This is a genomic window from Moritella sp. Urea-trap-13 (genome assembly GCF_002836355.1).
Classification (GTDB): Bacteria; Pseudomonadota; Gammaproteobacteria; order Enterobacterales; family Moritellaceae; genus Moritella.
In genome coordinates, this window is record NZ_PJCA01000040.1 from 197564 (window position 1) to 213693 (window position 16130).

The 16130-nt window shown below is 35.3% G+C and carries 14 protein-coding genes; all 14 read left to right on the top strand.

Features of this window, described 5'->3' with window-relative positions:
* The first annotated feature begins 11 nt into the window (after positions 1–11).
* The gene (locus CXF93_RS21340; protein ID WP_101064518.1) at positions 12–1457 is read left to right on the top strand and encodes an ATP-binding protein; all 1446 of its coding nucleotides are present in this window, start codon (positions 12–14) and stop codon (positions 1455–1457) included.
* Positions 1447–2412, top strand: coding sequence for a TniQ family protein (locus tag CXF93_RS21345; RefSeq protein ID WP_101064519.1), 966 nt, complete (start codon positions 1447–1449; stop codon positions 2410–2412). Before CXF93_RS21340 ends, CXF93_RS21345 begins: the two co-directional genes overlap by 11 nt.
* Entirely contained in the window at positions 2409–3887 is a 1479-nt protein-coding gene (locus CXF93_RS21350) for a TnsD family Tn7-like transposition protein (RefSeq protein WP_101064520.1), read from the top strand. Before CXF93_RS21345 ends, CXF93_RS21350 begins: the two co-directional genes overlap by 4 nt.
* Positions 3871–4260 carry a hypothetical protein gene (locus CXF93_RS21355; protein WP_157824470.1) on the top strand — a complete coding sequence of 130 codons (390 nt, stop codon included), beginning with the start codon at positions 3871–3873 and terminating at the stop codon, positions 4258–4260. The genes CXF93_RS21350 and CXF93_RS21355 overlap by 17 nt, the downstream gene beginning before the upstream one ends.
* 296 nt (positions 4261–4556) lie before the next feature.
* A complete protein-coding gene (locus CXF93_RS21360) occupies positions 4557–6359 on the top strand; it encodes a MotA/TolQ/ExbB proton channel family protein (protein ID WP_101064522.1) in 1803 nt (600 codons plus the stop codon).
* A 3-nt stretch (positions 6360–6362) separates the two neighbouring features.
* A complete protein-coding gene (locus tag CXF93_RS21365) occupies positions 6363–7082 on the top strand; it encodes an OmpA family protein (RefSeq protein WP_198551728.1) in 720 nt (239 codons plus the stop codon).
* Positions 7083–8225 (top strand): HNH endonuclease signature motif containing protein, encoded by a 1143-nt coding sequence (locus tag CXF93_RS21370; RefSeq protein WP_232784287.1) that lies wholly within the window; start codon positions 7083–7085, stop codon positions 8223–8225.
* Positions 8226–8541: 316 nt separating this feature from the next.
* Positions 8542–10305 carry a hypothetical protein gene (locus CXF93_RS21375; protein ID WP_101064523.1) on the top strand — a complete coding sequence of 588 codons (1764 nt, stop codon included), beginning with the start codon at positions 8542–8544 and terminating at the stop codon, positions 10303–10305.
* A gap of 52 nt (positions 10306–10357) precedes the next feature.
* Positions 10358–11806, top strand: coding sequence for a hypothetical protein (locus CXF93_RS21380; RefSeq protein ID WP_101064524.1), 1449 nt, complete (start codon positions 10358–10360; stop codon positions 11804–11806).
* Positions 11807–12461: 655 nt separating this feature from the next.
* Positions 12462–13304 carry a methyltransferase domain-containing protein gene (locus CXF93_RS21385; protein ID WP_101064525.1) on the top strand — a complete coding sequence of 281 codons (843 nt, stop codon included), beginning with the start codon at positions 12462–12464 and terminating at the stop codon, positions 13302–13304.
* A gap of 642 nt (positions 13305–13946) precedes the next feature.
* Positions 13947–14273 (top strand): hypothetical protein, encoded by a 327-nt coding sequence (locus CXF93_RS21390; RefSeq protein WP_101064526.1) that lies wholly within the window; start codon positions 13947–13949, stop codon positions 14271–14273.
* Between the two features lie 107 nt (positions 14274–14380).
* The gene (locus tag CXF93_RS21395) at positions 14381–14797 is read left to right on the top strand and encodes a hypothetical protein (RefSeq protein ID WP_101064527.1); all 417 of its coding nucleotides are present in this window, start codon (positions 14381–14383) and stop codon (positions 14795–14797) included.
* Positions 14798–14909: 112 nt separating this feature from the next.
* On the top strand, positions 14910–15635 hold the full coding sequence (locus tag CXF93_RS21400; RefSeq protein ID WP_101064528.1) for a hypothetical protein: 726 nt from the start codon (positions 14910–14912) through the stop codon (positions 15633–15635).
* Positions 15636–15728: 93 nt separating this feature from the next.
* Complete coding sequence (locus tag CXF93_RS21405) at positions 15729–16109, top strand: hypothetical protein (RefSeq protein WP_101064529.1); 381 nt, start codon at positions 15729–15731, stop codon at positions 16107–16109.
* The last annotated feature ends 21 nt before the right edge of the window (positions 16110–16130 follow it).

The window sequence follows — 16130 nt, forward strand, 5'->3', positions numbered from 1 at the left end:
GAGTATTAATCATGAGCATAGAAGCCGTTTATAAGCCCCATTTAGATTTCAATTTAAATAACAATCCATTATCTGAGGCTGTTCATGTTGAGTTGAGTCGTGAACAGTTAATTAAAAATCTGACGGAAGTACCCTACATTCAAGAGAATTTTTGGGATTTACCTGAGATATATCAGCAAACACAGTTGCGTCAGTTGACTGAAGTGCATATTCCCGTTCCTCAAACGTGGAATTTATACAACAAGATTCTCAGTTTAATTCTGTTTGGTTACGTCCGGCGTAATCCGTTGTCAAAAGAGATGCGCATGCAATACGCTAGAATCGCAGAGTGTATGCGGCTTGGTAAATTGTATAACCCTGGCCCAATGATTGGTATTGGGCCTACAACCGCCGCTTCATCATTAGTGTATGGAGATTCAGGTAGTGGAAAAACTAAATGTATACGGAGTATTTTAGGGCAAGTAGAACAAGTAATTAATCATAAAATTTACCAAGGAGAACATTTTAAGAAGAAGCAACTTGTATGGATTTCGTTTGATCTTCCGCCCAATGGTTCGCCTAAGGCGATGGCGGCTAATTTTTTTAGGGCTGTTGATAGTGCACTAGACACTGATTATGCGGAGCAATGGAGTGATCACAAAAAGTTTTCAGCAGATCAACTAATCGCCGCAATGCAACATATAGCTGCAACGCATTGCCTTGGTATTGTTCATATTGATGAATTACAGTTTATGTTGGGTTATAAAAAAATTAAAGACAGTCCTTCACTTCAAACACTTGAGACTCTATTTAATAAAATAGGTGTGCCGATCATTCAAAGTTCAACTCAGCAAGGTGTCGAACTATTTGATTCGTTAGAGGACAGTGATCATCGTTTAGGCCATGATTCAACAACAGTGCGCCGAATGCTGAATGATCGTGAATTTAAATTTTCTACACATGCCTATGGGTCTGAATATTTTACTGAATTATTTAATGCGCTATTTCCTTCATCATTGATTTATGGAATTCAAAACGCTTCAAATGAAAATTTTAAAATCAAATTTCAATCCCTTAGTTGTGGTCTGCCTGCGATCATGACTCGATTGGCTCATATGCATCATGAAACGTTACAAACTTTGCTAATGAAAGACGGTTGTGAATATAAAAATTATTTTACTTTCGACCCCCAATTATTAGATAGGGTTTATACCAATCAATTTCATTTGATTGATCCAGCACTAAAAGCTCTTAGGGCGGGTAACAGAGAAGATTATGAAAAAAAGATACGGGATAAAACGACCAACAAAACGACATACACAAACAAAGATGTAATAAAAGAGCAAAAAAAAGTTCGAACCCCAGTGCCAAAAATATTAAAAAATCACGATGAAAGCAGTACTCAGCCATCGACTGTTTCAAAACTTCAATTAGATAATTTTCTAATAGGGATTGAGGATAGCAAAGATGCTAATTGAGTTACCTAGATTATTGCCAAATGAACATATATTGAGTGTACTTGCCCGCTGGTTTGATGGAACAGGTCGAAATGATTTTCTAATGACATCGAAGTGGGTGTCAACTAACCTGAGCAAGCTTAATGCTTCGACCATTTGGCGTCCGGTATATAGCGATCTTATGAGCCATTATGCTGACACTACTGGTGTTGATAAGATTATATCTGAGCATACGCTAGTCCATTACTACAGATCCTTTATAGCTAAGCCCCAATATACATTGCTTCAAAAAGCTATTACGGCTGGAGCTAGGCACAAGGTTATACCTAGCTTACAAAATAGCGTTGCAGGTGTTTGTACGTGGCGCTGGTGTCAATCATGTGCAGATGAAGACTATGAGGAATATGGGGTTACTTATTGGCATACCTATCACCAAATTCCTACGATGTTACGCTGCTATAAACATCAAACACCTTTGGTATCTAGGTGTCAGAGTTGTGATTTTAAATATATGTCTTTTCAGCGGCATTGGTTGCCGCCTGTTAATGGTGGATGTTTGGAGTGTGGTGAGATAGTTGAAGTACCGACGGTATTAAAATCAACGACATCATATTGGCTGGATGCCGTCAGTATTGCTTTGCAGCAAAAGCAGACTGATTTGACGTTAAATGTGTTTCTTGAATTGATGAGGGAAAAACTTGGATATCAATGTTTACCACGTAATATCCCGTTAGCGTTACGAAAAGAAATTGTTGAAATACAAAAGGCATTTGAGCGGAGTCTAGAGGGTAGCGTAATTTCTACTTACTTTACTCGTGAGCAAGAAGATATTTATAAGCAAGGTCAAAAAGTACTTAATATAATTACGACCGTTTATCGTAATTCCCAGGTCCCACCAATTAGTTTGTTGCTTATGTTGAGGTCACTTGGGCTTGAGCATGAGCTTACCAAATTATTACTGGACAGCTACTCATGAATAAAATCAACTTAGCGCAGTATTGCCCTAAATTGTTTATTGATGAAACGCTGCATAGTTGGCTTATTCGCTGGGCCTATGAATCACCATATCCGAGTGTCGGTGAGTTGTTAAAGCACCTACTAGGAACTCGTAATAAGCAGTTAGATTCAATATTTCCTAGCTATATTGAGAACTTGGTTTATCAATCGTCGATGAGCGAAGATCAACTAATCACAGCTCATACTGTTGTTCCTTACTTTAGCCATTTTTGTGGTGAAAAACTGTATCAAGAAATATTACAAGATATGCACAGGGGGGATACACAGGCCATTTATTCTAAAATGTCACTTACAGCCAGTCGGATAAATACGACCAGCTATTTAAATTACTGTCCTCGCTGTGTTGAGGAAGATGTTGAACAATACGGTATTGCTTATTGGCATGTATCTCATCAAATACCGGGTGTACTCTCATGCGTAAAGCATAAACTTCAACTTAAAGGGCTCCATAAGCTACGCCGAGGAATGATAAAACCACCTCAATATGTTGTTAAATATGATTTTATTGATGCAAGCTCTGAGGCCTTAAAGCTGGCCCGTCTGAGCTTAAAAATTCTTTCTAGAAAAAAGCCTTTATTCGAAGGTTATAGGATGTCGCTGATATATCGCACTCGGTTGAGAGAAATGGGGATGGCGTCAACCTCCTTTAATGTGCATCAAACCGAGTTGCGGGCGGCGTTAGAAGAATATTGGCAACCAATTCTTACTGATGAAACGATTGCGATCATTTTTGATTTAGGGGATAAGCGTACTTATCCTGCGTGCATGTTTTATCATTCCGCTGCTCATCATCATCCGCTGAAACATATACTTATGATAGGGATGCTGTTTCATTCAATAGAAGAGCTCCTAGAGTTTAATTACGATCTTGTTAATACCTATATTGCTATCGCAAACCCTGCCTTAAAGGAATCGTATAAACCACAAGAAGTTAAGCTTGCGCTTAAAGAGCTCAAAGCTGGGTGCAGTTTACGACACTCAAGTAAAATTAGCGGCTTGAGTGTTGCAAAAGTAAAGCAGATAGCGATTTCTAATGGCATTGAAATAAAGAGGCGAGAGCAGAGTATATTCGAGAAAGACCGTAACCTTATTATTGAAAAATTATCTGAAGGATTTTCAACGACAGCAATATCAGAGTTTATGCACTTATCTATACCGGCGGTAGAACAAATCCTTTCTCAACATCCTGAAATTGTAGTTAGAAGAAAAGAACTACGATTTCTTCACTCTCGTAGTCTGCATCGAGCAAATCTGATACAAGCGCTCAAGCGTAATTCAACGGGTACGCGACATGACCTTCAGAAAGAGGCTCGGAATAGTTACACGTGGCTCTTTAGGTATGATCAAAAATGGCTCTACGGTAAATTACCTGAACGACAAGACTATAAATATTGGCCTAGAAAGACCAAAGGAACGCATGATGACAACGAATGAAATTTATGAGTATCTTATGTCTCTACCTGGAGTATTAGACTACGATGTTGGCTGTGAAATGGATGAGGTTCAACAGCGAATTGATGATGCATATGATCTTTATTTTGGAAAGGGAATCTGCGTTGTTGCTGATTGGAAATGGATCGATATTGAATTGACTAAGCAAGGTAAAAAACTGCTCCCAAGTGATTTAAAACCAGATCTTTTATTTGCAGATACGATCCTTGAAGATTCGCCTCAAAGAGGAATTGATTGGGTTAAAACCTCAATGCTAGTTGAGTATCAACATCCAGGGCTATTTGTAACAAGAAATACTTGTTATGTGATGGTTGGGTTAGGGCTTAGATGTCAGGTACGTTTTGATGATGTTTAGTTAGATAAATATATTTTAGATACGCAACGAGTTGAGAATTATAAGTACTCATGCTTAAGTTAAGAGTGGAATTATTATCAACTTAGTTATAATGTTTGAAATATTTAGTAAGCATTAGCGATTAATTGTATTTAATAGTATGAAATAAAATTTCAATTTAATATAATCAATAGGTTAAATTAAATACACTCTTCACTAGAATAAGCTAATAAAAAATTCACATAACTCTTTATTTCTATTCATTACTCCATTATTTGTTAAATTAAACTCAAACAATAATTAATACAGGAATCATCATGCTAGCTAGTTCAGTTGAAAATATTTTACAAGTTTCTACGGCGGAAACTGTTGCAGAATTAGTATGTTATTCAATACTGATAGCTTTTGCTACTTCAATCTTTTTTGCTAAAAAAAATCGTTTTCCTGCGTTCGTTAATTATACTCCTTCATTACTTACTACCATCGGTATATTTGGTACCTTCACTGGTATCGCGATTGGACTATTGATGTTTGACCATACAAATATAGATGGCAGTATTAGTGAGTTACTCGCAGGTCTGAAAACAGCGTTTATTACGAGTTTGTTCGGTATCTTTACTTCAATACTATTTAAGGTTCTCCAATCCTTGGGTTTACTGGAATCAAAAGAAATTATCGAAGATGAAATTACTGAAGCGACACCTGTAGATATACTGAATGCGATTAAGCAACAAGGGCGAAGCATTGAGCGATTGGTAAATACCATTGGTGGGGAACAAGATAAATCATTGGTTAATTTGATGCAGCTAATGCGTTCCGATATTAATGACAATCAAAAATCATCTATAAAATTTGCACAAGAAAGCAGTGAAAATCTTATTGAAATTAATACAAAAATAGAGGCTCAACATAACGTCTTTAATCAGTTTTCAGATGAGTTATGGATTAAAATGCAGGATTTTTCAGATATGCTTTCAAAATCGGCAACGGAAACTGTTATTGAGGCTTTAAAGCAAGTTATTACCGATTTTAATCATAATCTTACAGAGCAATTTGGCGAAAATTTCAAGCAACTGAATGAGTCTGTTAAAGAGTTAGTAAAATGGCAAGATAACTATAAAGACCAATTGTCAGATATGATTGAACAGTACAAGCAAGGTGTTGTAGCAATTACAGAAACTGAAAAATCAGTTGCCAACATAAGCACAGAATCCAAAATTATACCTTCAACAATGAATGACTTGAAAGAGGTCATGACAGTTAATAAGCATCAGCTAGATGAGTTAGAACGACACTTAGAAGCATTCAAAGATATTCGTGATAAGGCAGTAGAAGCTGTTCCTGAAATTCGTAAGCAAATTGATGAAACTGTATCGACTATTACGGAATCAGTAAATGTTGCTAGTGAGCATTACAAAACCCTTCTTACTGAATCGGATAAATATATTCAAACCCACATATCTACTTCAAATGAGTTACTAGATAAGTTTGTGTCAAATAGTAAAGAAGGAGTCGAGACTATAGGTGAAAGGTTAGCTGAAAGTGCAAACCAGGTTGAAAAAGTGATCTTAAGTGGAGCGGAACATTTTGAAACTAACGTTAAATTAACAAACGAAAAGTTAAAAGAAACAACTCATGCGGTAAGTGATAACACGCTAAAAATCCGAGAAGAATTAGACCACACCGTTAAGGAACTGAGTCTAAATGTGAGAGATATGGTTAACGGCTTGATTGAAGATTCAAAACGTATCGGCACAACGCTTATTGATGCAAACAGTTCATTAAAAACAGAAACAACAGCTGCGAGAGACCATGTTGTTGAGTCTATTGATAATATGCAAAAATCTTTAGAGTCGTCACTTGAAGGCGTTTATCAGCAACAGAGTCAGCATATGCAACAAATGTTTAATAATATTGATAAAGGCCTGAGAGAACAAGTTAGTAAAACAGGTGATGTTGTTGAAGGGCAGGTTGGAGCTATTGATAAAGCAATGCAGGATGAGATAACAAGAGTTATGAACACCATGGGTAATAACCTTGGTCAAATAACAGAGAAGTTCACTTCTGACTATACCGATTTAGTGAACCAAATGAATGCCGTCGTTAAGCAAAGAGCGTAATGTATGTCTAAAACAAGTTCTATTTTCGGTGTTAATAAACCTCAAGAAGCAACTGAGGAACAATGGTTAAGTGTGTCAGATTTAATGGCAGGTTTAATGATGGTGTTCTTGTTTATTGCAATTGCGTTTATGCGCCATGTTTCTGTTGAACGAGACAAAATTAAAAATATTGCGGTTGCATACCAAGAGAATCAAGTTGCTATTTTCGATGCACTTAACAGTGAGTTTGGTGAGCAATTAAACCTATGGCGTGCTTCTATAGATAAAGAAACATTATCTTTCCAATTTGATTCACCAGAAGTACTATTTGATAGTGGTAAAAGTGCCCTAAAACCAGAGTTTAAAATAATTTTAAATGACTTTATACCACGTTACCTAACAGTATTAGATAAGTTTAAATCAAGCATCGATGAAGTCCGTATAGAGGGGCATACGTCCTCTGAGTGGGCGCGTGAGACTTCTATACAAGATGCTTATTTTTTGAACATGAAATTATCACAAAATAGAACGCGAAGCGTATTAACTTATTCTTACCTGTTATCAGATCTAGATGAAGTTCAGAAAAATTGGGTAAAGTCTAATTTTGCTGCTGTAGGTCTTGCTTCATCTAGAATGAAATTGAATGATAATGGAACTGAAGATAAGCAAAGATCTCGACGAGTTTCATTCCGAGTCATCACAAATGCAGACATTCAAATCCGTAAAATTATTGATGGACTCTAAATGAAATTAAATATTAATTTTTCAGTTTTAGAAGCCGCGGTCAGCAAAATGGGAGGAACTAGTGGTCAATTTACAATTAAGCAAGACTATAAGCCTCGAGCTCCCATTGATATTCAGTTAGGAGCTGGCTTTGAGGTTGATTTTAATGATATTAAATTTGAAACTGGCCTTGCAAGTTATGAAGGGCGGCAGGTTCTTTTGTATATAAAAGATCACAGCTATGGGAACAAATTAGAACAAGCCATTGAAGATGGGAAATCTGGGAATAGATATCATGTCGCTGATTGCTCTAAACTTGAAGAAATGAGAAAAAAAGGCAGGTTAGAGCGTTATGTAGTTACTAATAAACTTGACGGGATATTTAAAATATCAAGAGGGTCCACTGAAAATAGAGAAACTCAAGAAGGTGAGTCAAAATTGCAAATTTGTCAATTTTGCTTAGATGCGATCAATTACCAAGGTTTTAAAAATATACCTAGGGGTCCTAAAAGGCAAAGTTTTGTTGCAACTTTTAATCTTTCAGACTTCTTTGATACCTACAGTTCATTCTTTAAATTTATGCCTTCAGGTATCGCTGATAATCAAAAAGAGAGCTATAGCGATGATTGGAAGCAAGTCTCAAATTCTGTTAAAGAAAAATATCAATTTATTTGTCAGCAATGCGGTGTTGATTTAAATAGCAATAAACGATTATTACAAACCCATCATAAGAATGGAGTTAAAACAGATAATACCGATGTAAATTTAACTCCACTTTGCGCTGATTGCCATAGAAAACAGCCATTTCATACTCATCTTTTTGTGGCTCATAAAGACACAAAATCAATTAATCATTTAAGGCAAGAGCAAGGTTTAAACACTAAAGAAAATTGGCGAGATATATACCTGCTAGCAGATCCTGGCATGTTTGGTGTGATTAATATGCTTGAAAGCCATCATCTTCCTATGCCTGATGTTGGTTTGGAAGTTACAAATGAACAACATGAAGTGGTTAGCGAGCTTGAACTTGCTTGGCCACTAAAAAAAGTCGGTGTTGCAGTTGATAAAGATTCAGCTGTAGCAGCTTCAAAAGTTGGCTGGAAAGTATTTAGCATGCGCCATGCTTTGTCACAATTCGATATTCTATCGCGTAAACTAAGATAGAAGAACTACTTGGGTTAATGGCTCTTGTCGCGTTAGTATGCGAAAGATTGAGTGAAAAATAATTAGGAAGATAAGCTGTTGAATTAGCTTATAGATATATAATTAATTTTCACTTTGAATCGTTGACAGATTAAATCTGGCTTGATAGCATGAAATCAATGGTTGACTCATACCAGCGGTTGAAGTTCTACTTCCTTCAAACAAAGAGTCCATCCCTCAAAGTAATAAGCTATGTTGGAATAATTTTTTATATCCTTTTAATGCCAAAGGAAGTAGGTCGTTTTTACGTTTTGGCTTATCTTATGGATAATTAAAAATGGTTAAATCTACCAACACCACTCCTAAATTCTTACCACCTCTAGATCATTATCTTGTTTTTAAAGATTATCATTTCGCTAAACTTTGCGATTTATCTCCCTGTGCGATCAAAAAATCAGCGAAAGAGGTTTCTCATAATTCAATTGCTCATGTTAAAAAAGGGCGTGAAAAGGTCAAAACTACTACGGCACAAAATTGGATCGTAAAAACACTAGGTTTTACTGAAGGCTACTCTACTTACGAAAAACGATATAATGAAGAAATAATACCTTTCTTTTTAAAACACGGCTTAAAAAGAAGAGCAAATTTATTTGAATTTCAGAAGAAAGGATATGCATTACCTCTTACTTCATTAACTCCTCAGAGGGTATCTGAAAAATTATTTTTTGGTTCTTCTACACTTCCCCAAAAAGTTTTTACTGGCTATGACTTTCCATTCGATAAAACAATATCTGATGGCCACTACTTTGTTAATGGTCGTCATGCGGACAGTTACGCAAGCCTAAATAAGTATGGTATCGAGCCCTCTATGGTTCATAGCATTGAATCAATATCTAAAGATATAGCTATAATTGAGACGTTTGGTCGTGAAAAACTAGGCAAAATTAATGATGATTATTATTCAGGACGGTCTATTGCTGATGTAGTCTTGGGTAAGTATCTTTTATCCCTTCATATGACATTCAACCTCATTGGCGGCCCCTTAATTGATGATGGAAATCATGCTCCAGTAGTAGAGATATACTCATCAACAAAAGACGAGTCTTATAAGCTTGAAATCTCATGCTATGAAAAAGTATCTGGTATTTTTTCTAAAAGAATAAGGCAATTTAAAGAGGGTTGGCTAGAGGTCATTCCATTTAACAAAAATCTTGTTTTCTTGAAGGGACGTAATGGTGAATATGACTTTGTTTTTAAAAATATAAGAGACAAACCTTTTGTATATAATTTTGACAACGGTGCGTTGAAATTATCAGATTTACCTAGTTGTATAAACGATTATGACTTTCAACGCTGGCATTATTTTTCACATGAAGGTTACAGAGATCTCGAAGCACACAGTGCAGAAGAATTTCATTATGATAATGCTGGAACAGCTAAGAATTATCCTGACTCTAGATTATTAAAAGTTTTTCATCAACATCTAGGAAATTATGAAACAGTAAAATATAAAGAAGTAAGTCGTTTACCTTTAGATATTAATTTCAAGCAGGCTGATGGAACTAAGCTAATGGTGTCTGATTTAATTAATATTTCGCAATTTGAAGAGTTTATTGAGAACAATCCTGACTATAACGCTTATAGAAGGGGCCTAGTAGAAAACCAATTAGAAATAGATAATCAGGACTTGGATAAAACGCTGCCAGTTGCTTGCACTTGGTATGATGCTCTCGCTTTTATAAAGTGGATTGAAAAAGAAACTCGGACGTCAATGAAATTGCTCTCAAAACATGAATTTGAGCAGTTACGTAAGCAAGGGATTTTACTGAGAGATACTCGCCCAATGCTTTGTGATATGGACGTAGTTCAGCGCACCGTTACGTTTCCACATGATTTAAAATGGGATAATAGGAAAGATGGTTTAAAATTCATTTTATTGAACTATTTTGCTGAATGGGTCATGGAAAGGACCTGTATAAGAAGCGGTAATCTAACCAGTTTTTATGGTGATGATTGTTTCAGAGGTGGGGCATTGGATACTACTGGAGCATATAAGAGCACTAAGATAGGGTTTAGACTTTGCTATGAAGTAGAGGTGTGAACAATGAAACCATCGTCACCTAATCTTTTGTTAAATAAAGGGATTTGCATTTATGAGTAATGATCGCCCAATATTTTCAAAAAATTTAAAAAAAGAACTAATAAAAGAGAATCAAGAATCAGTAGATAAATCATTAAACTTGAATTTTGGTGCTTCACCGTCTTTAAAGCAGTTTTTATCTACAACAACTGATTCATCACATTTCGTCTCCAAATTTGAAGAACACGTCTTTTTCCCTGTTAATTTTAGAGATGCATTGAAAGACGATTACTCACTTGTGTTAAATCTATTTAAAGAAAGTGTTGAGATACACAATAAATATATTGCTGGTGGTAAGTTTCCTAATGATGTATTTGAGTGGTTTAATCAACCTGAAATCAGTAACTTTCAAACTAAGTTATATAAAGTTTTTTCAAGTGTAGGTAAAAATTTAGCATATAGAAAAAGAAGAAAAACAGCTTATGAAGCTCAGGTGTATCTATTCAAGAATGTAACATCTCCTTTAGATCAATTTACGTGGAAAGATGGCTGTCGCTTAGATTTTATTTTTCACCAAAGTTTTGACCTGTTAGTTCAATCATATTTGAGTGAGTTTCTTGGTGATACTTTTTGCCTGTCAGATAAAGTTAGTTTCCACGATAGCATTTCGTTTGAATTGATTAAAGTTTGTAAAACTCCATTTGAAGCAGCATTTTTACAAGAACAAATAGGACTCTATAACGTTAGGGACTATATGATCATTGATAGTGTCATACGAGGGATATCTTCAGGTTTGACCGCTATTAAAAATGAATCATTAATGAGTAATGAAGAACTTTTATTTGATATTTATGAATTAATTCCACTGTATATTAAAAGTTGGTCGCCAGATAATAACAAGATTTTTCTAAATGATGAGCTGGCTATATTTCTTTCTATGGAGTACGGGTTCCCAATTTTCACCATAGGTAAACATGATGATAAAGCTGATGTTTTAATTACATCTACGTTTAAATTTTATTGGACCGTTACTCATGAATTTAAAATTACTGCAAAACTAGATTGTTACTCAGAAGAGTTGAACATACTAGGTGACTATGTTTTAAAAGAGTTTCATGACAAACTGATTTCATTGTTTTCTATCCGTAAACCTGAAAAAACAAATACAGTTTCAGAAATAGAACTGGATGGGAAATTGAATGACATTGCTGATTTTACAACTAATTATTATCAGGCGTTGGCTGTTAATGAAGAGGTTGAGTGTCAACTAGCTAATGAACGGCGGCGTGTTGTTCCATCAATGACAATGTTAGCTTTTTTTACGTTTATGCAAAGGATATTTAATTGTAAGGTAGCAAATGGGAAAGGTAGTGAAATGAAAATTTGGAGGTATGGCTCAAAAATATTTACTTTAGGTCGTCATAAAAAAGATCAAAAAATATCCTCCTTTTTCATTAAGAAAATATTAAAAAGACTGGAAATACCAATAGATGATTGGTTGAGAGCACTTAAAGAAAGGTAATTAAAAAACTTAGTAGCGCTAACTATTATTAGTTGGAGAGTCACAAACTTAATTACATTTACAGTGTTTCTGAGTTAGATATTGAAATTAAAAGTCACAAACTTAATTTGAATTATCCTGTATCTAAAACACTGATTTTTAGATACCTTGAGTCACAAACTTAATTACTAGTCATCAGTTTGTGACGGTGTATTAAAAAAATAGACAAAGGTATTAAAAAAAAGACAAACTTCGGTTTGTCTTTTTTTTTTTAGGATTGTTACTCACTGACAATATGCCATATCGATTTCTGCTCACTGCGTATAACACAAAAGTAAATTCATTTATGCATCAGTTTTGTGAATGAATTCAAAGTAATCCCCTGTTTTAGTTAGCAAAAGAAAGATTTTAATCGATATATTCATATTTCGGCATTACTTTAAACTGGCGTTGTATGCAGGTACAATACACAGCTAGTACTACAAATAATGAACCTTGAGCAACTAAACAAATTTTTTACAATTGTTTTATCGCATAAACAACAAACAGGAGGTGACTTATGAAATCTAATTATATGAGCTCGTTAATAACATCAGTGGCAATTAAAATCAGGAATATTATGACCTGATTAACTGATTGTCACTGATATATGTTTAATATAATTCGGTGACAAATAATGTATACACAATTAAAAGAGATAAACCATAAACCAAAAGCTTTTGAGTTTTATACGGCTGATTCGTTGTGGGCAGATCCACATACATCAAAACAAATGTTGTCTTATCATCTTAATGAAGATGTTGATTTGGCTTCAAGAAATAAAGTGTTTATTGAAAAATCCATTGATTGGATTGTGTCCCATTTTTCTATTGGTGAGAAAACCAAAATATGTGATTTTGGATGTGGACCGGGCCTTTATTCATCTGGTTTAGCACGTACTGGGGCGAAGGTAACTGGCATTGACTTTTCAAAGAACTCTATTGAGTACGCGAAAGAATATGCTAAAAAAGAAAACCTAGACATTAATTATGTTCTTCAAAATTATCTTGGCTACGAAGCTGAAGAGCAATACGACATAATCATAATGATAATGTGTGATTTTTGTGCTTTAAGCCCTGTGCAAAGAAAGTTAATGCTCGAAAAGTTCCATCGTTTGCTTAAAGATGGTGGGCGAATATTGCTGGATGTATATTCATTAAAAGGCTTTGAAGAAAGAACTGAAACATCATTGTATGAACACAATCAGTTGTATGGATTCTGGTCAAGTAATGATTATTACGGCTTTCTGAATACTTTTAAATATGAAGATGAAAAAGTAGTTCTGGATAAATATACAATTGTTGAAGAACAAGGTTCTAAGGTTGTATATAACTGGCTGCAGTATTTCAGTGAAGATACCTTGTTGCATGAATTGAAAGATGCGGGTTTTAAAATTGAGGCTATGTATGATGATGTGGCTGGTTCTAATTATTCAAAGAATAATACAGAATTTGCAGTTATTGCAGAAAAACAGTCGTAACTAAATAGCTGGCGCTAACACCTTGCTCCAGTTGACCACCAAAGCTCCGCGTCTTTTTGTGTATGGCTTCGCCATCTTATACAAAAAGCCTCTCCGCTTTGGTGGTACTGAGCAAGGTGTTAACCTCACTTTAGCCATACTTTGCCTAATACTTATAAACTTGTTGGAGCGAGTAATCTAACGAAGTTTTGTCCAGTAACGTGTTACACCTTTCGCTAGCTGAACTCAGTAATAATAGAACTCAGCTAGCAGATTCATGCCCTATAGTGATTTGTCTTCACTGTTAACATTTTTGTAGACATCGATCTATAAGGTATATCTTTTATCTATCTGACAAAGATGGCGAAAGAAGTGACCAAACAGCCTTCTAACAGTAGAAAATTAAGTTTGTCTAAAATTTAAATACACTACATGGTTATTTTTGGAAGATATTAATAAGGTTTAGCGAGCTGTTTTGTCTATTTTTTAAATACACCACTACAATGCTGCTTTTTTAGGTAGCCTAACAAACTGGACTTAAACACACAGCTAGTAAGGTGTTTAAATGTAATTAAAACAGTGGTTAGGTTTCGTTTCACTACACATTATAACCAACATTTTAGTCCGCTTAACGCGGCGTTATGTGTCAGTTCAGGAGTAATCGTGACCAGTAAACAAAGAGAGTTCCAAATAGTTTTAAATTTAGTCGGATTCTATGTTTGTCTACTTATTGGTTTTGCCACACCTTTAGTACTCGCATCTTATGATTTTGAATTTTTAAGTTCTCAATACAAGTTGATTGTTCCAGCTACCTCAGTTCTATTAGTCAATTGGTTTCATAAATCAGCATCTAGTCTATTAAAAGAAACGGGGAGTTTTGCCATACCTGGTGTTTACGAACTTAGACAGAAACACCTGTTGCATGTGAATCGAATCGAAAAACTATGGTTGGTGCTTGCTATATGGGCTGTGGTCTTTTCTGCTTTATAAAACATATAACAAGTCTTTTAAATGTACGTTTAACAGTTGGCTAGCGCTCGTTCCTAGTACATTTTTGCCAACTATTCCCGGAGCTTAACGAGGCTTTATGTAAATCTATGAACATTTTAAAAATCGAGTACAGCGCTCTAAATGCTAAACAAAAAGAAATCTATAATTTTCAGAAGCTTGCAGGGTTTCTAGCTGATTATGGATTTAATTGTATTAAACTCGCAGATGATTGGTTAGGTGCAGATTTTCTCGCCTACCATAAAGATGGGACTGAAACTTTAAGAGTCCAGTTAAAAGCCAGACTAACTATTGATAAAAAGTATCAAGGTAAAGATCTCTATATGGCGTTTCCAATAAAAGGTAATTGGTGTCTAATTCTACACGATGATTTAGTGGAACATGTTTCAAATACCACAAACTGGTTAAATACAGAGTCTTGGGTTGAAAAAGGTCTTTATCATTCTGCCAAACCAAGTTCAATTCTATTAAAGAGTATTCAAAGTAGTGTCTTAATCGTTACATAACAAGACCTTCAAACGGACAGAATACAGTTAACTATTTTCATTCTGTTCAATATTTTAGCCAACTATATTTAGCCGCTTAAGGTTCCGTTAGGTTTTCAGTAGGTATTGATGAATGATTAAAAAGGCTTTTTTGGATAAGCAAGTTTCTAAAGCTCGAAGTGAGTCTAAAACCCCAGAGTTTTTGTGCAGGTTGTGTTTTATAGTAGTCGAGAAAGTATTGACTCAACATTATTCTGACTCATATTCAATGAGATGTTTACAATCTTCAGTTGCTCTTTCATTACTTCTAAAACGATTTGGAATTAAGTCTCAACTCTATACAGGTGAATTATGTGTGTCTCAGGTATTTCTAGACGATAGAATTGTACCTAATTGGAATGGGTTTTGGGGAGACGACCACCATGTATGGTTAAGAACCGAGTTCAATGAAATTATAGACCTTACGGTCAAGTACTTGCACCTTCACCCAGCAACTAATAGTAATCAGCTTCAAATGCCGGCAATTTGGTGGAGTGATATTTCTCGATGGCCTAGTGTGATCAAATACCTACCCCAAGGTCCAGTAAACCTTGAGTTACCATCGCAGGAAATGGTTGATTTGGAGGTTTTCCAAACTAAAGTAATACAAGAATTAGAAATATTCCTAGAGAGCTATTCCGTTAATGAAGTTGTCTTTAGTCCTATTCTTCACGGCCCAGAAACTATGAATGAGCTTTACAAAAAAGGATATCCATGGCTAGTAAAAAGTGCTCTTCTTCAGAGCTGTAGGATACCGCACCCTGAGAGGATCGTTGAGCGCGAACGAGAACTAATGGAGTGGTATGTAAAAAAAACCTAACAAAGCAATCAACACGATGCTTATTACACTCGGCATTCGCGGTTTAGAGTATAATTGGTTCGGTAATTAAGGCGTTAGCAGTTTGGAGGATTTATGAAGTATCTCGTTATTATTTGTTCTGTGTTGTCATTTTCAGCGCAAGCTAGCTGTTATGTGGTTGGCGATCTAAAAGGTTTTTCTACTCGCCAAATTGAAGGCTTTGAAATTGAAAAAGATGGTATCTCATCTCAAAAATTTATTGTGGAGTTTAATGGGCAAGAAAGTAGTGTTTCTCCAAACAATATGAACTGTTTTCAGACTGGTTCATCTACTTTGATTTGTGCCGACGTCGGCTCAAGTGGAGAATCAACTATCGAAACGTGGGCTGTCTACCCTGATAAAAACAAAGCAGTTTATACAAAATCAATTAATGGTTTTGGTGGGTTTAATGGTGCAAATATGTTTGTCGGCAACATAAAAGGGCGTTGTGACTAAACTATTATCAAATTGTTCAAG